We start from the raw sequence: 23219 nt of genomic DNA, 5'->3' as shown, positions 1-23219 counted from the left end.
ACAGTTACCCAGGCTTAGCGACCATGTCCGCCACGTGTCCCGCATGCTCCTGGTCATCGCCGATGCTGGTGTCGACACATGGCTCGGTTCGCTATCTGCGTTGTGTCTGTGGCAAATGGCTGGTTGCCCACCGGGGCGGGGTGAATTTGGTCACCGGCAGGGCGGCCTGCGCCAAAAAGCCGGTGGCCGAACATCTCGAACTGATTCCACTGCCGGAGGAGTAGGAACTGTCGCGGCGGATGGTGTTTCGGCACTACACGATGCGTTCCGGCGGGGAGCCCCCTGTATAACGGTGATATGACTCTCGACCCCGCCATCGGCGCTCGGCTCAAGCGCAATGACGCCGGACTCGTCGCCGCGGTCGCACAGGAGCGCGGCACGGGCGATGTGCTGATGGTTGCCTGGATGGACGACGAGGCGCTGGCCCGCACGCTGGAAACCCGCAAGGCGACCTACTATTCGCGTTCGCGCCGGCAGTACTGGGTCAAGGGCGAAACCTCCGGCCATACCCAGTACGTGCACGAGGTCCGTCTCGACTGCGACGGCGACACCATTCTGCTCGTCGTCGACCAAGAGGGCGCGGCCTGCCACACCGGCACGCACACCTGCTTCGACTCCGACCTGTTGCTCGCCGACAGCTGAGCCCGATCTGCTAGGAATTCGGCTGCTCGCCGCGCTCCTCGACCGGCGCTGACCTGCCGTTGGACTGGCTCAGAGTATCGCCGAGCTGCCTGACGAGCAGTTCGCTGAGGTCGGCGAGTTGCGCAGTCTGTTCGGCGTCGAGACCATCGAATACCAACTGCCGCACCGCATCCAGATAACCGGGCGCGGCCTCGACGACCTTCGAATAGCCGTCGTCGGTGAGCACCGCCTGCACGCCGCGGCGGCCGGTGGTCGCTGACCGTTGCGCCCAGCCCATGCGCTCCAGCTTCGACACCACATGGGACAGGCGCGATAGCGATGCATTTGCTTTGTGGGCAAGATCACTCATCTGCAGCCGGTGGCCGGGCTCCTCGGATAACAGCGTGAGCACCCAGTATTCGAAATGCGTCACCCCGGATTCGCGCTGCAGGTGGGTATCCAAAGCGCCTGGTAGACGTGTCATCAGCGCTACGATCGCGCGCCAAGCTCGTTGTTCGTCCGGGTCGAGCCACTTCGTCACTGGGTGCCTTCTTTCGAGCCAAGTGACGTCTTATTGTTAGCGAACCTAGCGATTAACAAAAAGCATGTTCACGGTCACTCGCGTGAATGAGTTTGCCACGACTTCGCTCGGCCGTCATGAACTTGGTCCGCGACGTGAGGTCACTCACAGGGCCGGATGGTGTGTCGGCTACGTGTCCTAGGTGGCCGTCGGCGTTTGCGGAGTGGCGGCGGGCGGCGTCGGTGCCGCCTGCTTGCCGGGATGCCTTCGCCGCCACCATCGACGGCTGATCAGGGCCGATGCGACGAGGAAAATCGCGACCGCCACAATGGCGCCCGCCAGTGACGCGCCACGGAAGGCCGGCGCGTCGACGTCCAGAACTCGTTCGCCGGCGTGTGCGGCACTACTCCCGCCGAGCACGATCGACAATGTCATCAGATTCGGAATCGCGACGATCACCGCGAGCAACGCGGCAGCACCCGCGATGAACTTCCCAGCTCGCCGCTTCCAGATCCATGCCGCGAACAACAGCAGGAACAGCGGGATGGCGGCGCCGAGCAAGCCGTACACCAGCCCCCAGCCGATGCCCTTGCTGAAACTGCCGCTCACCAACTCGGCGATGCGCTGGGCCCACCAGCGTGGAATGAACGCCGCCAGAATGAAGTAGGTGATGATCAGTACGGCGATGACCGCCAGTGCGCCGATGATCCGGGTGCGCCACGTGGCCAGCGTGGATTTCTGCCCGTCCGGCCGAACCTCGCTCGAAGTCATGGACCCAGCGTATGCCGGGCAACTAGGAGATCAACGGCGATAGATCTGGTGTTTTTCGCGGTGGCTACCGCGCGTTCGCGAACAGGGCTACTGCAGAGCGCGTTCGCGCAGGAACTTCAGCGCCTCGTCCGCGTGCACGTCGGAGCGCAACTCGCCGGTGATCACCTTGGCGACCTTGCGATCCCGGTCGATCACGAAAGTCTGCCGCTTGACCGGTGCGAGCTTGCCGAGCAGCCCGCGCTTCACGCTGAACGCCGAGGCGACCTTGCCGTCGGCATCCGATAGCAACGGGTATCCGAGGTTCTGTTTGGAGGCGAATCCGGCCTGGGTGTCGACGCCGTCGGTGCTGATGCCGACGCACGATGCGCCCAGCGCCGTGAATTCGGCGGACAGATCGCGGAAGTGGCACGCCTCCGCCGTGCAGATCGGCGTATTCGCGGCGGGGTAGAAGAACAGCACCAGCGGACCGTTCGCGAGCAGCGCATCGAGCGAACGCGGGGTGCCGGATTGATCGGGAAGCTCGAATTCGGGGGCGAGCTGACCTGTCTGCATAGTAGGGACAGTACCGGGCGCGAGGTCGGTTTGCCGCTCCCGCGCTCGGTCCCCGGCACACCGGAGACCGGAATGACGGGTTCTTATCACGACTAAGCGCCGATGAGAGCGGCGACCTCGGGATTGGAGGATGGGACGCGCCGACAAGGCTGTCGGTGCCACCTGGGATGATTGACACATGGCTGGCGCGTCCACTCCCACCACCACGACCCGCGAACAGTTCCACCAACTGGCCGCGGAGCACCGGGTGGTCCCCGTGACCCGAAAGGTGCTGGCGGACTCCGAAACTCCGCTGTCGGCGTACCGCAAGTTGGCCGCCGATCGGGCCGGTACCTTCCTGTTCGAGTCCGCGGAGACCGGGCGGTCCTGGTCGCGCTGGTCGTTCATCGGTGCGGGCAGCCCGTCCGCGCTGACGGTTGTCGACGGTGAAGCGGCCTGGCTCGGGCACACCCCCGTGGACGCGCCCTCCGGTGGCGATCCGCTGGTTGCGCTGCGCGAAACGCTGCAGTTGCTGCAGACCGAGCGGCTGCCCGGCCTGCCCCCGCTGACCGGCGGCATGGTCGGCTACCTCGGATACGACGCGGTGCGCCGGATCGAGCGGCTGCCCACCCTCGCCGCCGACGATCTGCGGCTGCCCGAGATGGTGCTGATGCTCGCCACCGATCTCGCGGCCTTCGATCACCACGAGGGCGCGATCACACTCATCGCCAATGCGGTCAACTGGAACGGCACCGCCGAACGGGTCGACGAGGCCTATGACGATGCGGTGGCCCGGCTGGACCGGATGACCGCCGCGCTGGCCGCCCCCTCGGAGTCGACGGTGTCGGTCTTCGATCAACCCGACCCGGAGTACATCCGCCGCCGCACCACCGAAGAATTCGGTGCGGGCGTGCGCCGCTTGGTCAAGGAGATCGAGGCGGGCGAGGCCTTCCAGGTGGTGCTCTCGCAGCGTTTCGAAATGGATTACGACGGCGCGCCTTTGGACCTCTACCGGATGCTGCGCGCCTCCAATCCGAGCCCGTACATGTACCTGATCCACATACCGGACGGCGACGGCGGCACGGCGTTCTCCATCGTCGGCTCCAGCCCGGAATCGCTGGTGACCGTGAAAGAGGGCGTGGCTACGACACATCCGATCGCGGGCACCCGGTGGCGCGGCGCCACCGAGGAGGACGATCTGCTGCTGGAGAAGGGACTGCTGGCCGACGAGAAGGAGAACGCCGAGCATCTGATGCTCGTCGACCTCGGCCGCAACGATCTGGGCCGGGTCTGCCAGCCGGGCACGGTGCGGGTCACCGAGTATCGGCACATCGAGCGCTACAGCCACGTCATGCATCTGGTCTCGACGGTCTCGGGCCGCCTCGCGCCGGGCAAGATCGCGCTGGACGCGGTCAACGCCTGCTTCCCCGCGGGCACACTGTCCGGTGCGCCGAAGGTGCGCGCGATGGAACTCATCGAGGAACTCGAGCCCACCCGGCGCGGCGTCTACGGCGGTGTTGTCGGCTATCTCGACTTCGCGGGCGATGCGGATACCGCCATCGCGATCCGCACCGCTCTGCTGAAGGACGGCACCGCCTACGTGCAGGCGGGTGCGGGCATCGTCGCGGATTCGGATCCGGACTACGAGGACGTCGAATCCCGCAACAAGGCCATGGCGGTGCTGCGAGCGGTGGCGGCCGCGAAAACCGTTCGGGCGTATAGCGCACCTGCGGACGGCGGCGCGGAATGACCGATTCGGAACCCGCCGATACCGATCCGACCGCCCCGGCGGATTCGCCGACCGCGAAGCGTAAATATCCGGCGGGCGCGATCGTCCTGCTCGCCGTGGCCGCTGCGGCGCTGTGGGGCTCCTCCCGGATGACGTGGGTGACTGTCTCGTCCACCGACGGGCTGACCGAACCGCGCACCGACAAACTGAACGGCGGTGTCTGGTTCAGTGCGCTCACTCCGCTGGCCCTGGTACTGCTGGCCGCCGTCGCCGCGGTGCTGGCGACCCGCGGCTGGTTGCGGCGCATGTTCGGCGTCCTGATCGGTTTGGTCGCCGCGGTGACGGCCGTTCCGGCCTTCGCCCTGCTGACCGGATCCGGCGCGACCGCAGCCCATGCCGCCACCCTGGCGGAGTTGCCCGGCCGCGCAACGGTCACCGAAGTGGTCACGTCCCAGTTCCCGGCCGTACTTTCGCTGCTGGGAGCGCTGGCGGCCTTTGCGGCCGGTGTCCTGCTGGCCCGTATGTCCGAGGACACCGCCCGCCTGTCCGGCAAGTACGACAATCCGGTATTCCGCAGGGCTGCCGCCACCGAACAGGTGACGCGTCAGCGCAGCGACGAGGCGGCGGCCGATACCGGTCAGCTTTCCGAGCGAGTGCTCTGGGATGCGTTGGACGCGGGGACCGACCCGACCGAGGAAGCGAGTCGGCCCGCTTCGGCGACCGACGATTCCGCCGATCATGATCAGGGGAAACAAAGACATCGAGGTGTCTGAGCAGGTGACTACAAACCCCGGCGCAGTTGCGCCACAAGCAGCCATTTATTCTTTGTCAGCATCGGTGAGACAGCGCCTGGGGGGATTCTCAGGCAGCAAGTCCGTCTCCCCAGAAAGGATTCGAGCCAGATGACGGTACTCGACTCGATTCTCGACGGGGTCCGCGCGGATGTGGCCGCTCGGGAAGCCCTTTTGGACTTCCAGGCGATCAAGGCGGCCGCGGCCGCGGTACCCGCGCCGCTGGACGCCCGCGCCGCGCTCCTCGAAGACGGCATCGGCGTCATTGCCGAGGTCAAGCGGGCCAGCCCCTCCAAGGGTGAGCTCGCGGATATCCCGGACCCGGCGAGTCTGGCCAAGTCCTATGAGGACGGCGGAGCGCGCATCATCAGCGTGCTCACCGAGGGCCGTCGCTTCCACGGGTCGCTCGACGATCTGGACGCGGTCCGCGCCACGGTGAACATCCCGATCCTGCGCAAGGATTTCGTCGTCGGGCCTTACCAGATCCACGAGGCCCGTGCGCACGGCGCCGACGTGATCCTGCTCATCGTGGCCGCCCTGGAACAGGACGTGCTGAGTTCGCTGATCGACCGCACCGAATCGCTCGGTATGACAGCCCTGGTCGAGGTGCACACCGAGGAAGAAGCCGACCGCGCCCTCGAGGCCGGCGCCTCCGTGATCGGCGTGAACGCCCGAAACCTCAAGACCCTCGAGGTGGATCGCGATGTCTTCGCGCGCATTGCGCCCGGCCTGCCCACCGAGGTCATCCGCATCGCCGAATCCGGTATCCGCGGCACCGCCGACCTGCTGGCCTACGCCGGTGCTGGCGCGGATGCCGTGCTCGTCGGCGAGGGGCTGGTCACCAGTGGCGACCCGCGCGCGGCCGTCTCCGAACTGGTGACCGCGGGCACCCATCCGTCCTGCCCGAAGCCCGCGCGGCGGGGTCGGTGACGACAGTGGCGGCACTGCCCAAGGCTTCCGACGGTATCCATGAGCGCAGCGACCACGAGCCGGATCTGGGCGGCCACTTCGGCGTCTACGGCGGCAGGCATGTGCCCGAGGCGCTGATGGCGGTGATCGAGGAGGTCACCGCCGAATACGAGAAGTGTCGCCTCGATCCCGCCTTCCTCGACGAACTGGACCGGCTGCAGCGCGACTACACCGGTCGCCCATCGCCGATCTTCGAATGTCGGCGGCTCGCCGAGCACGCCGGTGGTGCGCGCATCATTCTCAAGCGCGAGGATCTGAACCACACCGGTTCACACAAGATCAATAATGTGCTCGGCCAGGCATTGCTCGCCAAGCGCATGGGCAAGTCCCGGGTCATCGCGGAGACCGGCGCAGGTCAACACGGCGTCGCCGCTGCGACCGCGTGCGCACTGCTCGGCCTCGAATGCGTTGTCTATATGGGTGCGGTCGATACCGCCCGCCAAGCGCTGAATGTGGCCCGCATGCGGCTGCTCGGCGCCGAGGTGATCTCGGTGCGGACCGGTTCGCAGACCCTCAAGGACGCGATCAACGAGGCGCTGCGCGACTGGGTCACCAATGCCGATGCCACCTATTACTGCTTCGGCACCGCCGCGGGCCCGCATCCGTTCCCGATGATGGTGCGCGATCTTCAGCGCATCGTCGGGCTGGAGGCGCGTGCCCAGGTGCAGGCGCTCACCGGGCGGCTGCCCGATGCGGTCACGGCCTGCGTCGGCGGCGGCTCCAACGCCATCGGCATCTTCCATCCCTTCATCGACGATCCCGGTGTGCGGCTGATCGGTTACGAGGCGGCCGGCGACGGCGTCGAAACCGGAAGGCACGCCGCGACTTTCACCGGTGGCACCCCGGGCGCGTTCCAGGGCGCGTACTCGTACCTGCTGCAGGACGAGGACGGCCAGACCATCGAATCGCATTCGATCTCGGCCGGCTTGGACTATCCGGGTGTCGGTCCGGAACACGCCTACCTCAAGGACATCGGTCGCGCCGAATACCAGCCGATCACCGATACCGAGGCGATGGACGCGCTGCTGCTGCTCAGCCGCGCCGAGGGCATCATCCCGGCGATCGAATCCGCGCATGCGGTGGCCGGTGCGTTGAAGCTCGGCAAGGAACTCGGCAAGGGCGCGATCATCCTGGTGAACCTGTCCGGGCGCGGTGACAAGGATATGGACACGGCGGCGCGATGGTTCGGGCTGTTCGACGACCACGCCGCCGACAAGGAGGGCCACCAGTGAGCGAGCGCTGCGAGCGAACCATGAACACAGCGTCCATGACGTCGATGGAGCCGAGCGCCGGCGAGGCGCAGTCGTGAGTCAGCAGTCCCGCCTTGCGAACACTTTCGCCGCATGTCGCGCGGAGGGCCGGGCCGCGCTGATCGGCTACCTGCCCGCGGGCTATCCGGATCTGGCCGGTTCGATCGAGGTCTGCCGCACTATGGTCGAATCCGGTTGCGACATAGTCGAAGTCGGCGTCGCCTACTCCGATCCGGTGATGGACGGACCGACCATCCAGGCCGCCGCCGATCAGGCGCTGCGCGGCGGTGTCCGGGTGCGCGATGTGTTCTCGGTGGTCGAGGCGATCACCGCGGCGGGCGGTAAGGCCGTCGTGATGAGTTACTGGAATCCGGTGCTGCAGTACGGCGTCGATCGTTTCTCGCGCGATCTGTCCGCCGCGGGCGGGTCCGGCATCATCACCCCGAACCTCATTCCGGAGGAGGCCGACAGCTGGTTCATCGCCTCGGCCGCACACGATCTGGACCGCATCTTCCTGGTCGCGCCGTCGTCCACCGAGGAGCGTCTGGACAAGACGCTGGAGGCCAGCCGCGGCTTCGTCTACGCGGCATCGACGATGGGGGTTACCGGTGCCCGCGATGTGGTCTCCTCTGCGGCTCCGGCACTGTGTGCGCGCATCCGCGCCCACTCCGATATCCCGATCGGTGTCGGCCTCGGCGTGCGCAATGGTGTGCAGGCGGCCGAAATCGCCTCCTACGCAGACGGGGTCATTGTCGGCTCGGCACTGGTGACGGCCGCGGCCCAAGGGCTCGACGCGGTCCGCACCCTCACAGCCGAACTGGCCGAGGGTGTTCGTTCCGCGACTGTCGCCTCCTAGGTGCCCGCGAGAGGGGCACGCCGACCGCGAATCTCGCGACGCGGCCGTGCTCCGCTACGGTTGGGGCCGTGACCTTACGAGTCCTCGCAGACAGCGTCCTGAGCAACGGTGCCGTCACCGCTGATGTGTTGGCCTACATTCCCAGCCCGTCCCAGGGCGTATGGCATATAGGTCCATTCCCGCTACGGGCCTATGCCCTGTGCATCATCGCCGGCATCGTCGTCGCTATCTGGTGGGGTGAGCGGCGCTGGCAGGCGCGCGGTGGGCAGAAGGGGGCGATTCTCGATGTCGCGATGTTCGCGGTGCCATTCGGTCTGGTCGGCGGGCGGCTGTATCACGTTGCCACCGACTGGCAGAAATACTTCGGCGCCGACGGTCATCCGATCGATGCGCTGAAGATCTACCAGGGTGGCCTCGGTATCTGGGGTGCGGTCTTTCTCGGCGGTGTCGGCGCCTGGATCGGCTGCCGGGTCTACCGAATTCCATTGCCCGCGTTGGGCGATGCGATCGCGCCGCCGATTCTGCTGGCCCAGGCCATCGGCCGGCTCGGCAATTACTTCAATCAGGAGCTCTACGGTCGCGACACCGAGTTGCCGTGGGGTTTGGAAATCTACCGGCGCTTCGACCAGGATCTCGAGCTCGACATGATGAACGGCGTCTCCAACGGCGTCGTCGACAAGGTTGTGCAGCCGACCTTCCTGTACGAGATGATCTGGAACCTGCTGATCGTGGTGCTGCTGGTACAGATCGACAAGCGCTACCGCATCGGGCACGGCCGCCTGTTCGCGCTCTACGTCGCCGGGTACTGCCTCGGCCGATTCTTCGTCGAACTGCTGCGTGACGACGAGGCGACGAAGATCGCGGGCATCCGCATCAACTCGTTCACCTCGGCACTCGTATTCCTCGCCGCCGTCGCCTATTTCGTCTTCGCGACCAAGGGCAGGGAGACCGCCGATCAACTGCAACCGTCGACGGTCTCGCGGCCGTGGCCGTGGCAGATCGGGGCCCTGCGAGCGGCGGGCGCCGAATCCGAGGCCGCGTCGAAGGCCGCCGCGGTGGCCGAAGCGGCGCCGCCGAAGCACAGTGCCGAGCATTCGGATCCGACTGAATCCGAGAACTCCGGCAACGAACCGGATACCGCCGGCGATAACTCAACGGAGTCCGAAACCTCGGACGCCGAGCAGGGCAAGGTCGATACCTCGAAAAAGGACGCCTGATCCCATAACGACTTGGGCAACACGTCGGTGCACCGAGTAGACACGCGAACGCGTGTCCGCGACGATACCTGCGGGCGCCCAATTGCCCGGCTAAATACGCGGGGAGGCGGGTGAGCGCCCGTCGAAATGCACGAATGATGGAGGACATTTAGTGACCGACCCCTACCAGAACCAGCCAGGCTTCGGCGGCCCACAGTATGGCCCGCCCGGGACGGGGCCGGACCTGAACAAGCAGCCCGATGCACCAGGGCAGCAGTACCCGTCGGATCCGTACAACCAGCAGCAGCCGCAGTACGGTCAGCCACAGTACGGCCAGCCGCAGTACGGCCAGCCCGATCCTTACGGTCAGCAGCCGGGCGGCTACCCGCCCGCGCCGTACCAGGGCGGCGGCTACAACCCGAACGATCCGGAAGCGCCCTACGGTCGCGACCCATTCGGCGTGCCGTTCTCGGATAAGCAGAAGCTGACCGCGGGTCTGCTCCAGATCTTCCTCGGCGGCTTCGGAATCGGCCGTTTCTACACCGGCCACACCGGCATCGCGATTGCCCAGATCGCGGTCACCTGGTTGACCTGCGGCATCGGCGGTATCTGGCCGCTGATCGACGGCATCATGATGCTGACCGGCAAGGTGCCCGACAGCCTCGGGCGGCCATTGCGCGACTGACCGCCGCGAACAATCGACCGACGGGGCCCCGTCGCATCGGATGACGATGTGACGGGGCCCGTCGCCATTTTCGGCAGGCTGTGCGAGGATTCGGCGCACCGTGATCGCAATACTGTCGGTCGGTATCTTCCTGGCGTAGCCTGAGCCGGGTTTTGTGTCGAGAGAGGGACTTCCGTGCGCCGCAAGCTGTTCGCCGCCGCCATGCTCGCCATCGTCGCAGCCACCGGGCTCACCGCCTGCGGCAGCAGCAGCGATCCGAACGTGCTGAAGGTCGGCACCGAAGGCACCTACTCGCCCTTCAGCTACCAGGGTTCCGACGGCAAGCTCACCGGCTACGACATCGAGGTGATCCAGGCGGTCGGGGCCAAGATCGGCAAGAAGATCGAGTTCGTGCAGACGCCGTGGGACGCGATCTTCGCCGGTCTCGAGTCCAAGCGCTTCGACCTGGTCGCCAACCAGGTATCGATCACCGACGAGCGCAAGGCCAAGTACGCCCTGTCGCAGTCCTACACCACATCCGAGGGCGTGATTCTCACTCGCGCGGACAGCAACAACATCACTTCGCTCGCGGACCTGAACGGCAAGACCAGCGCGCAGTCGGCAACCAGTAACTGGGCCAAGGTCGCCCAGAGCGCGGGTGCGAAGGTCGAGGCGGTCGAGGGCTTCGTGCAGGCGGTTCAGTTGCTGAAGACCGGCCGCGTCGACGCGACCGTCAACGACAGCCTGGTCGCGCTCGACTACATCAAGAAGAACGGCGACACCAGCGTCAAGATCTCCGCCAAGGCCGGTGAGGTCAGCAATCAGGCATTCGCCGCCCGCAAGGACGACGGGCTGATCGGCCAGGTGAACACCGCGCTGGATCAGCTGCGCGCGGACGGCACGCTGGCCAAGATCTCGGAAAAGTACTTCGGCACCGACGTCAGCAAGTAACCGTCCGTGGATCCCGCGACCAGGGAGCTGATCTGGCACAACCTGTGGCCGATGCTGCAGGCCACGATCGACAAGACCATCCCGCTCACCGCCATCAGCTTCGTCATCGGTCTGGTCATCGCGTTGTTCGTGGCGCTGGCGCGGATGTCACCGCTGTGGTTCCTCTCGGCGCCCGCCAGGTTCTACATCTCGATCATTCGGGGCACGCCGCTGCTGGTGCAGCTGTTCATCGTGTTCTATGCGCTGCCGCAGTTCGATATCGTCATCGATCCGTTCCCGGCGGCGGTGATCGCCTTCAGCCTCAATGTCGGCGGTTACGCCGCCGAGGTCGTGCGCGCCGCCATCCTGAGCGTCGCGGAAGGGCAGTGGGAGGCGGCCAAGGCGCTCGGCATGTCGTATGCGCAGGAGTTGCGGCTGATCATCCTGCCGCAGGCCGCGCGCATCGCCGTGCCGCCGCTGTCCAACACCCTCATATCTCTGGTGAAGGACACCTCGCTGGCCTCGACCATCCTGGTGACCGAACTCCTGCGCACCGCGCAGTTGGCCGCGGCGCCCACCTTCGACTTCTTCGCCCTGTACGGCGTCGCCGCGTTGTATTACTGGGTGATCTGTGTGGTCCTCGGTTTCGGCCAGACCCGTCTGGAAACTCGGCTGTCCCGCCATGTCGCCCGCTGACGAGGCCCATTTGTACTTTCCACTAAGCCCCTTCGTACATATTTTTCACCTAGCTTTCACCGAGGCCACAGCAGGCTAGAGGCACTACACGGGACTAGGCTCTACTCGTGATGCGACGGACGAAGATTGTGTGCACTCTCGGCCCAGCGACCGCTACCGAGGAACGTATTCGGGAACTCGTCGAGAGCGGCATGGATGTGGCGCGGCTGAATTTCAGCCATGGCGAGCACTCCGATCATGCCGAGAACTACAAGAAGGTGCGGCAGGCCGCGGACCATGTGGGCCGCGCGGTCGGCATTCTCGCCGACCTGCAGGGACCGAAGATCCGGCTGGGCCGCTTCACAGAGGGCAAGACCGTATGGGCCAACGGTGAAGAGGTCCGCATAACCGTCGACGAGATCGATGGCAGTCACGATCGCGTCTCCACTACCTACAAAGAGCTGGCCAAAGACGCTAAGCCGGGCGATCGCCTGCTCATCGACGACGGCAAGGTCGGCGTCACCGTCACTCGGGTCGAGGGCAACGATGTCGTCTGCCGGGTGACCGAGGGCGGACCGGTCAGCAATAACAAGGGTGTCTCGCTGCCGGGTATGGATGTCTCCGTGCCCGCGCTGTCGGAGAAGGACATCGAGGACCTCGAATTCGCGCTCGAGCTCGGCGTGGATTTCATCGCCCTGTCCTTCGTGCGTTCACCCTCGGATGTCGAGCTGGTGCACGACGTGATGGACCGGGTCGGCCGCCGCGTTCCGGTGATCGGCAAGTTGGAGAAGCCCGAGGCCATCGACAATCTCGAGGCCATCGTGCTGGCCTTCGACGCGGTCATGGTCGCCCGCGGTGACCTCGGCGTCGAACTCCCGCTCGAGCAGGTGCCGATCGTGCAGAAGCGGGCCATTCAGATGGCTCGCGAGAATGCCAAGCCGGTCATCGTCGCCACCCAGATGCTGGAGTCGATGATCGAGAACTCCCGCCCGACCCGTGCCGAGGCCTCCGATGTGGCCAACGCGGTGCTCGACGGCGCCGATGCGGTAATGCTGTCGGGTGAGACCTCGGTCGGCGCGTATCCGATCGAGACGGTCCGCACCATGGCGCGCATCGTGCACGCGGTGGAGACCGAATCCACCCGGGTGCCACCGCTGACCCACGTGCCGCGCACCAAGCGCGGTGTCATCTCCTACGCCGCCCGCGATATCGGCGAGCGGCTCAATGCGAAGGCGCTGGTCGCCTTCACCCAGTCCGGCGATACGGTTCGTCGGCTGGCGCGTCTGCACACCCCGCTGCCGTTGCTGGCGTTCACCCCCCTTCCCGAAGTGCGCAGCCAGCTGTCGCTCACCTGGGGCACCGAAACCTTCATCGTCCCGACAGTGGACAGCACCGATGCGATGATCCACCAGGTGGATGTAGCACTTCTGTCCATGGAGCGATACCAAAAAGGTGATCTGGTGGTAATCGTGGCAGGCTCCCCGCCCGGTACTGTCGGCTCCACCAATCTGATCCACGTGCACCGTATCGGTGAGGAGGACCATTAGTCGTGAGTGAGCGCAGCGAACGAACCGAGAACACAGCAGCGCCAGCGGTCGCAACGGAGCCGAGCGTCAGCGAGGCGCAGTAGTGAGCGCTTCGCCAGGTGGCGCTGTCGGCCTCAGGGCCGCAGCGGAGGGTACCGACCTCGATGTGCTGCTCGGACTGCTCGATCTGGAACAGGTCGACGAGGATGTCTTCGTCGGCCAGCATCCGGAGAAGGTCTGGAGCCGTACGTTCGGCGGTCAGCTGGTTTCGCAGGCGATCATGGCGGCGGGACGGACGGTCGACGGCGACCGTCCGTTGCACGCCGTCAACGCGCATTTCGTGCGTGGTGGCGATGTGAAGAAGCCGATCGAATATCAGGTCGACCGCCACCGCGACGGACGCTCGCTGGCCAACCGCACGGTCACCGCGACCCAGGAGGGTCAGGAGCTGTTCGTCATGCTCGCCGCGTTCCAGGATTGGGGCAAGGGGCTCGAGCACGCGCACGCCCAGCCGGAGGTGCCGGATCCGGAGACGCTGCCGCGGGTCGAGGAGAGCTTCGCAGGCTTGGAAGACAAGCTGGAGATGTTCGTCAAGGCGCCGCATCCGATCGATATGCGCTACACCAATGACCCGGCCTGGATCCTGAAGGGCACCGGGGAGCGGCTCAATCACAACCGCGTGTGGATGCGGGCCGATGGCAGGCTGCCCGACGATCCGCTGATTCACGTTGCGACGCTTGGCTATTCGTCCGACACCACGGTGCTCGATTCGATCATCACCACGCACGGTCTGTCCTGGGGTCTGGACCGCATCGTGGCCGCGACGATCAACCATTCGATCTGGTTCCACCGCCCGTTCCGCTTCGACGATTGGGCGCTCTACGCCACCGAATCCCCGGTGGCCGCTGGTTCGCGTGGCCTTGCCACGGGCCGATTCTTCTCCCGCAGTGGCGAATTGCTCGCCACCACGGTCCAGGAAGGCATTATCCGCCACTTCCCGGCGCGGCGCTGATACCGCGAAACCGAGCGCAAATCATAGGGATTCACGCTCGGTTTCGAAGTCGAAGCTGTCGCGGCGCTGCACTCGGATGGTCCGCGGGATCTCCGGATCCATTGGGCAGCTTGCAGTTTCCAACATCAGGCGCTTCTCCAGGGCGCTCAGGCTGGGTGCGGTCAGATCGCGCGGCGCGCCGACCAGGCTGAGTGCGATCTCATAGGTGCGTCTGGCGCCCTGCTCCTGGCCGGGATGCTCTACCCGCCACTGGGTTTCGAGTAGTAGGTGTTCCGGTGCATCGGGCTCGACGGGCAGGGTGAAGCGCCAAGCGAAGACATCGCGGTCCTGGAGGTGGTCGTCCACCACCTCCCGCACCGAATCGACGACGCGATCGAGGGTTTCCGGTGTCACATAAACATGGAGCGAAACATCCGAAATTCGTTTCGGCATGTCTGATTCCTGTCGTGTGTCGAACCATCAACGGCGGAAGTTATTCCGCGCGCGAGTGTAATCCCTTTACCCGCTGATCGGATACCGGGCCCTGCGTGTCACCGGATTCGCTGGGCGGCAAGGAAGGCGGCCAGCGGCGCGGGACGCGCTCCTGGGGCCATCACGAGGCCGGGGCGCTCGTCCTCGTCCGGCCGGTGCTGCGCGTGCGGCGCCAACGCCAGCAGGAGCGGCACCAATGCCTCGGCGATGCGGTCGCCCACCTCGCAGAACGCGGCCTCCGACAGTCCGACCGGGTCGGCGATGTTCTCCCGGCCGACGAGTGCCAGATCGTGGCGGGCGCGGTGCAGATCGGCGATCGTCTCGGCGCCGGTGACCTTGGCTATGCGATGCGCCTCCAAGAGGGTGAAGGTGCGCGATCCGGCACCGAACGCCATCTGCGCCGCCTGATCCCGGATCTGCTCGGTCATGGCGAGGACCAGATCCGCGCGGTCGATCAGCTCCGGCTCGAGTTTGCGTGCCCGGAAATGGTCGGCGCCCGCGCCGAGCCCCTCGATCGTCCGCGCGGCGAGCGGTTCGATCGGAAAGCCAACCAGCGCACGGGTTCCCGCACTCTCTGCGGTGAGCCCGGGCAGGTTGTATTCGACCGCTACGGCGCGGGTGAGCCGCTCGGCGATTACCGAACGGCAGACATTGCCGTTGCAGACGAACAGGACGTGCATGCGGATACGGTAGGCCGCGCATGGGCCGACCAGAAGGCTGTCGAGATCGAATCACAGCCCACGGAAAATGTATTCATCTGCTGGTCAAGTGCCGTACACGAAGTACGCCCCGGTATTCGGATAGACGCTCGATCCGCGTTGCCGCAATGCAGCCGATCGGTAATCGAGGTCTGGGCGTCCTGCTGAAGGTACCCGGCGCGCGTAATTTCAACCATCACAGTATTGCCACGGTTGGGGATCGGAATTACTCGGACTCCCCACGGTAGTAAGCGGATTCGGTGACGACCGGCGCTGTCTTGTCCGCTTCGCCGTGCACCCGCCCCCGTGTCGTGAACTTCCGGCCGCGCGAGGCCACCACGGGTGCGAACCGCGGCAGGCCGGAGGCGCCTTCCATATCGTCGTACATCGCGTCGATACCGCCGCGCATGAAGTAGGCCTCGTGCCAGAACCCGGTCCCGCCGGAGTCGCGCAGGAACGTCTGCCACCAATCCCGATGCGGCGCAGAGCGTGTCCACTGTTCCAGCGAATCCAGATCCCGCCAATACTGCCGCGCCCCCCAATGCGGCGGAAACAGCGACCAGATCACGTCCTCGTGCAGCAGCAGCCCGTCCGGCCGATCCTTGTGCGACCGATACAGTTTCGGGCCAAGACCGAGCAATCGCAGGACACCGCGCGGCTTGCGTACGCGCATCCCGAGATAGATGACGACCAGATCCGGATACCCGGACAGATCGACAGTGGTCCTGTTCACCCGCATCGAGGCACCTCCGCATCGGGCCGCCCACTGCAAACCCTACGCCGGAAAAACGAGACAGCCCGCGCCCTAGTTCGATCGCCACCCGGGCGGACCTCTGTGCGAACGGCCCATGCTCTCCAAGAGCATGGGCCGCCTACCAGTTGGTGCCGATTGTGGGACTCGAACCCACACGTCCTTTCGGACAACGGTTTTTGAGACCGTCGCGTCTGCCAGTTCCGCCAAATCGGCGCACCGGTGGGAAAGCATAGCGGGTCACTGTCGAAAATCACGAATGGGCTGGGTCAGAAGTGACCGACGCCCGGTTTGCGCAGGGTATATGGGTTGTATGCGGAACTGAAAGGTACTCTTTACATCACTCGACGGCGATAGTGGGGCGTTGGACCGGTGCCCGGACCGCGGCCACTCATTCGCATGTCGGGGACACGGCATCGGAACCAGAGGGGTCTACCTATGAGCAACACAGCAGGGGGCGCCGGCACGAAGCGGGACGCCGGGGCGAAGCGGGTCGTCGTCGCGGAAGACGAAGCGCTGATCCGCATGGATCTGGTGGAGATGCTGACCGAAGAGGGCTATCAGGTTGTCGGTGAGGCGGGCGACGGCCAGCAGGCGGTGGATCTGGCGGTGGAACATCGGCCGGATCTGGTCATCATGGATGTGAAGATGCCGCGCCGCGACGGTATCGATGCCGCGGCCGAGATCGCGTCGAAACGCGTTGCACCGGTTGTGATTTTGACCGCATTCAGTCAGCGCGATCTGGTCGAGCGGGCCCGCGACGCCGGTGCGATGGCGTATCTGGTCAAGCCGTTCACGAAGTCGGATCTGGTGCCCGCCATCGAGTTGGCGGCCAGCCGCTTCCACGAAATCACCGCGCTGGAGAGCGAGGTCGCCAATCTGGCCGACCGCCTCGAGACGCGCAAGCTGGTCGAGCGGGCCAAGGGCGTGCTCATGCAGACCCAGGGATTGTCGGAGCCGCAGGCATTCAAGTGGATTCAGCGTACGGCGATGGACCGCCGCACTACCATGAAGGCGGTAGCCGAGGTCGTGCTGGAAAATCTCGCCCCGAAGTAGGCCCGTCCTTGCGTCTCGGCGGTTCAAGGCCGGAAATTTTACTTCCCGGAAACCCGATCGCGATGAAAAATTCGAAACGAAGTCGATCGGATGATCCGAATGTGATGCGCAGCTAACGTACCAACGCTATGTTCTGACCGGGCTGACGTGGTCGGCCTCCTCGGAGGAGAGCCCGGGGGAACACAGGACGTAGAGGTGAAACGTGCTTAGTTCGACATGGCGCAGTCGTTCGATGCGGGGTGCATTGGCCATCGGTGCCGCCGCCGCGCTCGTGCTGACGGGGTGTAGCGATAAATCGACCGACGGTGGTTCGGGCACCTCCGGCACCAGTGGCGCGGGTGGTCTGAAGATCCAGCCGGTCATGCAGATCGACGCCAACGGCAAGCAGGTGCCGAAGTCGGACAGCGCCTCGGCCGCCGACCCGGCGGGCGACGGCAAGGCCACCTGCCCCGCGGGCACCGCGATCGCCATGGCGGGCGCGCTTACCGGTCCGGACGCGGCCCTCGGCATCAATATCGTCGACGGTGTCAAGCTCGCGCTGGACAAGCACAACAAGGCCAACCCGGGCTGCAAGATCGAGCTCAAGCAGTTCGACACCGAGGGCGACCCGCAGAAGGCCACCCAGGTCATCCCGCAGATCGTCAACGACAAGTCGGTCATCGGCCTGGTCGGTCCGGCGTTCTCCGGTGAGACCAAGGCGACCGGCAAGATCCTCAGCGACGCCGGCCTGGTTTCGACGACGGCCTCCGCCACCAATGAGACGCTGACCCAGAACGGTTGGACCAGCTTCTTCCGTGGCCTTGCCAATGACGGCGTGCAGGGCCCGTCGGTCGGCAAGTACCTGGTCAACACCGCGGGCTACAAGAAGGTCTGCGTCATCCAGGACAACACCGATTACGGCACCGGTCTGGCCAAGACGATCATCGAGGGCCTCGGCTCGGCCAACGATGCGTCCTGCAACGCCAGCATCAAGAAGGGCGACAAGGACTTCTCCGCCACGGTCACCAAGATCGCGAGCGCCGCGCCGGACGCCGTCTTCTACTCGGGCTACTACTCCGAGGGCGCCCCGCTGGCCCAGCAGCTGAAGTCCGGTGGCGTGAAGGCGGTCTTCGTCTCCGCCGACGGCACCAACGATCCGCAGTTCGTCGCCCAGGCCGGCAGCTCGGCGAAGGGTGCGGTGCTGTCCTGCCCGTGTGGCCCGGCGCCGGATAAATTCACGGCGGATTACCAGGCCCTCAACGGCGCAGAGCCCGGTGTGTACTCGGTCGAGGGCTACGATCTGACCACGATCTTGGCCAAGGGCATCGATGGCGGCAAGCTGACCCGTCCCGACCTGCTGGAGTACGTGCGGTCCTACGACGGTCCCGGCCTTGCCCGTCAGTACAGGTGGAACGCGACCGGTGAACTGTCCAACGCACTGATCTGGATCTACGAGGTCAAGTAGCCCTAGACAATCCGCACGGCGGCACGTACAGGGGTTCGTGGAATCCCCGTACGTGCCGCCGTGTCGGGTGGGCGAATGAATGAGGGCAAACGACGAATGACATCAACGGCATTGGCTGGTGCAGCACAACTCGCCGGCTCGATCGACTTCAACTACCACGGAGTGATCGATAACTTCTGGCGACTGACCGTCGACGGGGTGACCTACGGCTCAATCTATGCCTTGGTCGCCGTGGGCTATACCCTGGTCTACGGCGTATTGCGGCTGATCAATTTCGCCCATTCGGAAATATTCATGCTCGGCATGTTCGGCCAATTGGTCGGGCTCATGCTGTTCGGATTCGTGGCGAATCCCGATGTGTACACCCAGGGCATCATCCTGACGGTCACCTATCTCGCGTTGGCGATGATCATCGGCATGCTGGTATCCGGTGGCGCCGCAGTCGGATTGGAGCGCGTGGCCTATCGGCCATTGCGCAAACGCGGCGCCAAACCGCTCAGCTTCCTCATCACGGCGATCGGTATGTCGTTCGTGATCCAGGAATTCGTGCACTTCATCCTGCCGAAGATCAATCCCAAACTCGGCGGCACCAATGCGCAGCAGCCGATCAAACTGGTCGAGCCGAGCGTGCAGTTCAGTTTCTTCGGCGCCGAGGTCGACAACATCAAACTTCTGATCGTGCTCGCGGCGATCGCGCTCGCGATCGTGACCGAGGTGCTGATCAACCGGACCAAATTCGGGCGCGGCATCCGCGCGGTCGCCCAGGATCCCGATACCGCGACGCTGATGGGCGTTTCGCGGGAGCGGGTCATCATGTTGACCTTCTTCATCGGCGGTGTCCTCGCCGGTGCGGCCGCGCTGCTGTACGCGATCAAGATCCCGCAGGGCATCATCTACTCCGGCGGATTCATCCTGGGCATCAAGGCATTCAGCGCCGCGGTGCTCGGCGGCATCGGCAATCTGCGCGGCGCACTGCTCGGCGGCATCCTGCTCGGCGTGGTGGAACAGTACGGCCAGTCGCTGCTCGGTTCGGAGTGGCGCGATGTCGTCGCGTTCGTGGTGCTGGTGCTGGTGCTGATGGTGCGCCCGACCGGCATTCTCGGTGAGAGTCTCGGGAGGGCCCGCGCATGACCGACTCGACCAAAATCCCGGACTCGGTACCCGAGACTGCCAATGCGGCCCCGCCCAAACACGGTGTGGGAGACGCGATTCGGACCTGGTGGGACGGCCTGAGCCGCCCCGCGCAATGGGGTGTCGGCGTGCCGATCCTCATTCTGCTCGCACTGCTTCCGCTGTTCCCGCCGCCGCTGCTGGATACCCCCGGCTACAACTTCGGTCTGATCATGGCGCAGGTCGCGATGTACGCGCTGATCGCCATCGGCCTGAATGTCGTTGTCGGTCAGGCGGGTCTGCTCGACCTCGGCTACGTCGGCTTCTACGCCATCGGCGCGTATACGGTCGGCCTGCTCACCAGTCCGAACAGTCCGTGGAATCAGACCGACGGCGGATGGTTGAATCCGACCTGGGCCTGGATGGCCTGTCTGCCGATCGCGGTCGCGGTGACGGCTATCTCCGGCATCATCCTCGGCACTCCGACGCTGCGACTGCGCGGTGACTATCTGGCGATCGTCACCCTCGGCTTCGGTGAGATCGTGCGGTTGCTCGCCGATAATCTGTCCGATATCACCAATGGCAGCCTGGGTTTGTCCGGTGTCGCCTTCCCGCATGTCGGCGAATCCGCCAGCAAGCCGGAGGGTGTGTTCTCTGGCGGCAACAGCGGCAATGCCGACAGCGCGAATCTGCTCGACCGAGCCAGTTACGGCACCTGGTGGTACTGGTTCGCGATGGTGCTCGTGATCATCGTGCTGCTGATCGTCGGCAATCTGGAACGCAGTCGGGTCGGCCGCGCCTGGGTGGCCATTCGCGAAGACGAGGACGCCGCCGAGATCATGGGCGTGCCGACCTTCAAATTCAAGCTGTGGGCCTTCCTGATCGGCGCTGCTGTCGGCGGCATGTCCGGTGCGATCTACGCCGGTCAGGTGCAGTTCATCAATCCGACCGGGTTCAACATCATCAACTCGATGCTGTTCCTGTGCGCGGTCGTCATCGGCGGCCAGGGCAATAAGCTCGGAGTCATCTTCGGCGCGTTCATCATTGCCTATCTGCCCGCCCGGCTGCAGTCGGTGAAATTGGTGAGCAACGAGTCCACCGGGTACATCCTTTTGGCTATCGATGTGCTGGTCTTCGTCGGGTTGATCCTCTTGTGGAAGTACAAGGGCGACAGTCTGAGTGCGTGGCCGCGGCGCGGTTGCATTACCGGCATGGTGGTCACCGGCGTCTTGGGTGCACTGTTGCTGGGCAGCGTGTTGCTGTTCCGGGTCGGCGGTGCGCAGTCCCTCGGTGACCTCAAGTACATGTACTTCGGAATTACCTTGGTGGTCATGATGATTCTGCGGCCACAGGGGCTGTTCCCGGTGCGGCAGAAGCTGCTGACCTTCGGTAGGCAGGTGTATCAGGCCGTGCGTAAACCGGGTGAGCGTGAATTGATCGGAGCGCGACGATGACCGGGCCAGGCGCGGGTGACGCCCTGTTCGACAATGAGGATATGGCCGCCGGTTATGCGGCCCCGCCCGAGGTCGAGAGCGCGGGCGAGGTCGATGTCACCGCCGTGATCCCGGTGCTCGCCGATGCCGAGGTGGTCGCGGATGTGGTTGCGCCGCACCGTGATATCGAGACCGCGGTGGGTGCGCCGCTGCTGCGCACCGATGAACTCACAGTGCAGTTCGGCGGTCTGACCGCATTGGACAAGGTCAGCTTCGAGATTCGCCGCGGTGAAATCCTCGGACTGATCGGACCCAATGGCGCGGGCAAGACCACCTGCTTCAACGCCATCACCGGTGTCTACAAACCGGCCTCGGGTCTGGTGTATTTCGACGGCAAACCGCTGACGAAGACCAAGCGCAACGAGATCACCCGGCTCGGTATCGCCCGCACCTTCCAGAATGTGCGGCTCTTCGGCGAGATGACCGCGCTGGAGAATGTGGTTGTCGGCACCGACGCCAGGCATAAGACCTCGGTGCCCGGTGCGATCTTGCGCACCCCGCGGCACCGCAGCGAGGAGAGGGACGCGATCGAGCGCGGCATGGCCCTGCTCGAATTCGTCGGAATCGCACCGCGTGCGGTGGAGAAGGCGCGCAATCTCTCCTACGGCGATCAGCGCCGATTGGAGATCGCCCGCGCGCTGGCCACCGAGCCGAAACTGCTCTGCCTGGACGAACCCGCCGCCGGGTTCAATCCGAGCGAGAAATCGGCGCTGATGGATCTGATCCGCAAGATCCGCGACGACGGGTTCACCGTGCTGCTGATCGAGCACGATATGCGCCTGGTCATGGGTGTCACGGACCGGATCGTGGTGCTGGAGTTCGGTCGCAAGATCGCCGATGGGCTGCCCGCGGAGATCCGCGACAACCCGGATGTGATCGCGGCGTATCTGGGTGTGCCGGATGCCGAGGCCGCGGCGGCCGAAAAGGCAACTGCCGTAACCGAAGTGGTCGAACCGGAACAGTTCGTCGACGAATCGACTCCGGCCGGCGGCGAGCATCGCAAAGCGGAGCCGCGCGACTTCAGCACGGCGGCGCCGCTGCTCGAGGTCGACGGTATGGTTGTCAACTACGGCAGAATCCAAGCGCTGCACGGGGTTTCGCTCCGTGTCGCCGAGGGTGAGCTGGTGACCCTGCTCGGCGCCAACGGCGCGGGGAAGACCACCACCATGCGTGCCCTGTCCGGCCTGCTGCCGCTGACCCGCGGCAAGATCAGGTTCGAGGGTCGTGACATCACCCAGATGAAGGCGCACGAGCGGGTGACACACGGGTTGATCCAGGCGCCGGAGGGCCGGGGTGTCTTCCCCGGTATGACGGTCCAGGAAAATCTCGATATGGGTTGCTACGGAAGGGCTTTCAAGCAGAAGGCGGAGTACGGCCAGACGTTGGAGTGGGTCTTCGAGCTGTTCCCGCGGCTGTCCGAGCGGCGCAAGCAGGTCGGCGGCACGCTCTCCGGCGGTGAGCAGCAGATGCTGGCCATCGGCCGCTCGCTCATGGCCCGCCCGCGCCTGCTGCTGCTCGACGAACCGTCGATGGGCTTGGCGCCCATGGTGATTCAGCAGATCTTCCGGATCATCAGCGAGATCAACCAGCAGGGCACCACGGTGCTGTTGGTCGAGCAGAATGCCCAGCAGGCGCTGACCCGCAGCGATCGCGCCTACATCCTGGAGACCGGTGAGGTCACCAAGAGCGGTATCGGTGGGGATCTGCTCACCGATCCGGCCGTGAAGTCGGCTTACTTGGGCGTGGGCTGAAAGAGGGCTGGGCGCTCTACACCGAACGTCTTGCCGACGAAATGGGTTTGTACGACGACGATTTGGCGCGCGTCGGCATGGTTGCCGCAGATTTGTGGCGGTCGTGCCGACTCGTCGTCGATACCGGAATCCACGCCAAGGGCTGGAGTCGTCCGCAGGCCATCGACTTCATGGTGGCCAACGCACCGGTCGGGCTGACCGAGATCGAGGTCGAGATCGACCGCGATATCGCGATCCCCGGTCAGGCCGCGGCCTATAAGGTCGGTCAGCTCGAGATACGTCGGCAGGCCGCCGAGCGGCTCGGTGCCGCTTTCGACATCAAAGTGTTCCACGATGTGGTGCTCGGCTCCGGCTCGGTCAGCCTGCCGGTGCTGCGCGAACTTGTAGCCACACTGTGACCCGCT

The 23219-nt window shown here is 65.2% G+C and carries 24 protein-coding genes, 1 tRNA gene and 1 pseudogene; 19 read left to right on the top strand and 7 right to left on the bottom strand.

The features are described 5' to 3' along the window. Positions 1-297: 297 nt before the first annotated feature. Positions 298-642 carry a phosphoribosyl-AMP cyclohydrolase gene (hisI, locus tag ACQPXH_RS22700; RefSeq protein ID WP_433598537.1) on the top strand — a complete coding sequence of 115 codons (345 nt, stop codon included), beginning with the start codon at positions 298-300 and terminating at the stop codon, positions 640-642. Positions 643-652: 10 nt separating this feature from the next. Here the strand turns inward: hisI and ACQPXH_RS22695 are convergent, their stop codons facing one another. The 3 genes from ACQPXH_RS22695 to ACQPXH_RS22685 all read right to left on the bottom strand — a co-directional run bounded on the left by ACQPXH_RS22695 (position 653) and on the right by ACQPXH_RS22685 (position 2464). Further along, complete coding sequence (locus tag ACQPXH_RS22695) at positions 653-1105, bottom strand: MarR family winged helix-turn-helix transcriptional regulator (RefSeq protein ID WP_433603541.1); 453 nt, start codon at positions 1103-1105, stop codon at positions 653-655. Between the two features lie 234 nt (positions 1106-1339). After that, positions 1340-1912: a permease gene (locus ACQPXH_RS22690; protein ID WP_433598536.1), complete on the bottom strand. Its 573-nt coding sequence runs from the start codon at positions 1910-1912 to the stop codon at positions 1340-1342. Positions 1913-1999: 87 nt separating this feature from the next. Next, positions 2000-2464: a peroxiredoxin gene (locus ACQPXH_RS22685; protein ID WP_433598535.1), complete on the bottom strand. Its 465-nt coding sequence runs from the start codon at positions 2462-2464 to the stop codon at positions 2000-2002. A 178-nt stretch (positions 2465-2642) separates the two neighbouring features. On the opposite strand from ACQPXH_RS22685, the gene ACQPXH_RS22680 reads away from it, so the two are divergent. The 11 genes from ACQPXH_RS22680 (at position 2643) to ACQPXH_RS22630 (ending at position 14041) form a co-directional block, all read left to right on the top strand. After that, positions 2643-4193: an anthranilate synthase component I gene (locus ACQPXH_RS22680; protein WP_433598534.1), complete on the top strand. Its 1551-nt coding sequence runs from the start codon at positions 2643-2645 to the stop codon at positions 4191-4193. After that, complete coding sequence (locus ACQPXH_RS22675) at positions 4190-4945, top strand: TIGR02234 family membrane protein (protein WP_433598533.1); 756 nt, start codon at positions 4190-4192, stop codon at positions 4943-4945. The genes ACQPXH_RS22680 and ACQPXH_RS22675 overlap by 4 nt, the downstream gene beginning before the upstream one ends. 129 nt (positions 4946-5074) lie before the next feature. Next, complete coding sequence (gene trpC / locus ACQPXH_RS22670) at positions 5075-5893, top strand: indole-3-glycerol phosphate synthase TrpC (RefSeq protein ID WP_387295612.1); 819 nt, start codon at positions 5075-5077, stop codon at positions 5891-5893. After that, the gene (gene trpB / locus ACQPXH_RS22665) at positions 5890-7164 is read left to right on the top strand and encodes a tryptophan synthase subunit beta (RefSeq protein ID WP_433598532.1); all 1275 of its coding nucleotides are present in this window, start codon (positions 5890-5892) and stop codon (positions 7162-7164) included. The genes trpC and trpB overlap by 4 nt, the downstream gene beginning before the upstream one ends. Before the next feature lie 73 nt (positions 7165-7237). Continuing rightward, positions 7238-8038 (top strand): tryptophan synthase subunit alpha, encoded by an 801-nt coding sequence (gene trpA / locus ACQPXH_RS22660; RefSeq protein WP_433598531.1) that lies wholly within the window; start codon positions 7238-7240, stop codon positions 8036-8038. A gap of 68 nt (positions 8039-8106) precedes the next feature. After that, positions 8107-9255, top strand: a complete 1149-nt coding sequence (lgt, locus tag ACQPXH_RS22655; protein WP_433598530.1) for a prolipoprotein diacylglyceryl transferase — start codon at positions 8107-8109, stop codon at positions 9253-9255. A 151-nt stretch (positions 9256-9406) separates the two neighbouring features. After that, the gene (locus ACQPXH_RS22650) at positions 9407-9919 is read left to right on the top strand and encodes a TM2 domain-containing protein (RefSeq protein ID WP_433598529.1); all 513 of its coding nucleotides are present in this window, start codon (positions 9407-9409) and stop codon (positions 9917-9919) included. Positions 9920-10093: 174 nt separating this feature from the next. Further along, positions 10094-10849 (top strand): amino acid ABC transporter substrate-binding protein, encoded by a 756-nt coding sequence (locus ACQPXH_RS22645; protein ID WP_433598528.1) that lies wholly within the window; start codon positions 10094-10096, stop codon positions 10847-10849. Between the two features lie 6 nt (positions 10850-10855). Beyond that, on the top strand, positions 10856-11524 hold the full coding sequence (locus ACQPXH_RS22640) for an amino acid ABC transporter permease (RefSeq protein WP_433598527.1): 669 nt from the start codon (positions 10856-10858) through the stop codon (positions 11522-11524). Positions 11525-11631: 107 nt separating this feature from the next. Then, on the top strand, positions 11632-13050 hold the full coding sequence (pyk, locus tag ACQPXH_RS22635; RefSeq protein ID WP_433598526.1) for a pyruvate kinase: 1419 nt from the start codon (positions 11632-11634) through the stop codon (positions 13048-13050). 82 nt (positions 13051-13132) lie between these two features. Then, entirely contained in the window at positions 13133-14041 is a 909-nt protein-coding gene (locus ACQPXH_RS22630; protein WP_433598525.1) for an acyl-CoA thioesterase, read from the top strand. A 21-nt stretch (positions 14042-14062) separates the two neighbouring features. Here the strand turns inward: ACQPXH_RS22630 and ACQPXH_RS22625 are convergent, their stop codons facing one another. The 4 genes from ACQPXH_RS22625 to ACQPXH_RS22610 form a co-directional block, all read right to left on the bottom strand. Beyond that, positions 14063-14473, bottom strand: coding sequence for a hypothetical protein (locus ACQPXH_RS22625; protein ID WP_387295598.1), 411 nt, complete (start codon positions 14471-14473; stop codon positions 14063-14065). A gap of 98 nt (positions 14474-14571) precedes the next feature. Further along, positions 14572-15192 (bottom strand): low molecular weight phosphatase family protein, encoded by a 621-nt coding sequence (locus tag ACQPXH_RS22620; RefSeq protein WP_433598524.1) that lies wholly within the window; start codon positions 15190-15192, stop codon positions 14572-14574. 244 nt (positions 15193-15436) lie between these two features. Then, entirely contained in the window at positions 15437-15949 is a 513-nt protein-coding gene (locus ACQPXH_RS22615; protein WP_433598523.1) for a monooxygenase family protein, read from the bottom strand. Between the two features lie 141 nt (positions 15950-16090). Further along, positions 16091-16177: transfer RNA gene (locus ACQPXH_RS22610), tRNA-Leu, on the bottom strand. Positions 16178-16399: 222 nt separating this feature from the next. On the opposite strand from ACQPXH_RS22610, the gene ACQPXH_RS22605 reads away from it, so the two are divergent. From ACQPXH_RS22605 to ACQPXH_RS22575, 7 genes and pseudogenes are all read left to right on the top strand, one after another. Further along, entirely contained in the window at positions 16400-17017 is a 618-nt protein-coding gene (locus ACQPXH_RS22605; RefSeq protein WP_040688928.1) for an ANTAR domain-containing response regulator, read from the top strand. A gap of 232 nt (positions 17018-17249) precedes the next feature. Then, entirely contained in the window at positions 17250-18461 is a 1212-nt protein-coding gene (locus ACQPXH_RS22600) for a branched-chain amino acid ABC transporter substrate-binding protein (RefSeq protein WP_433603540.1), read from the top strand. 96 nt (positions 18462-18557) lie between these two features. Beyond that, positions 18558-19592: a branched-chain amino acid ABC transporter permease gene (locus tag ACQPXH_RS22595; RefSeq protein ID WP_433598522.1), complete on the top strand. Its 1035-nt coding sequence runs from the start codon at positions 18558-18560 to the stop codon at positions 19590-19592. Further along, a complete protein-coding gene (locus ACQPXH_RS22590; RefSeq protein ID WP_433598521.1) occupies positions 19589-21025 on the top strand; it encodes a branched-chain amino acid ABC transporter permease in 1437 nt (478 codons plus the stop codon). Before ACQPXH_RS22595 ends, ACQPXH_RS22590 begins: the two co-directional genes overlap by 4 nt. Continuing rightward, positions 21022-21972 (top strand): annotated as a pseudogene (locus ACQPXH_RS22585) (ABC transporter ATP-binding protein); the annotation flags it as partial. The gene ACQPXH_RS22590 and the pseudogene ACQPXH_RS22585, both read left to right, overlap by 4 nt. 147 nt (positions 21973-22119) lie before the next feature. Next, positions 22120-22815, top strand: a complete 696-nt coding sequence (locus ACQPXH_RS22580) for an ABC transporter ATP-binding protein (RefSeq protein WP_245567112.1) — start codon at positions 22120-22122, stop codon at positions 22813-22815. Continuing rightward, a complete protein-coding gene (locus tag ACQPXH_RS22575; RefSeq protein WP_433603539.1) occupies positions 22812-23213 on the top strand; it encodes a DUF885 family protein in 402 nt (133 codons plus the stop codon). The genes ACQPXH_RS22580 and ACQPXH_RS22575 overlap by 4 nt, the downstream gene beginning before the upstream one ends. The last annotated feature ends 6 nt before the right edge of the window (positions 23214-23219 follow it).

This window comes from Nocardia sp. CA-135953 (genome assembly GCF_050955735.1).
In the GTDB taxonomy this organism is placed as follows: Bacteria; Actinomycetota; Actinomycetes; order Mycobacteriales; family Mycobacteriaceae; genus Nocardia.
Note: the sequence above shows the minus strand (reverse complement) of the source record. Positions and strands in the feature narration are given on the sequence as shown.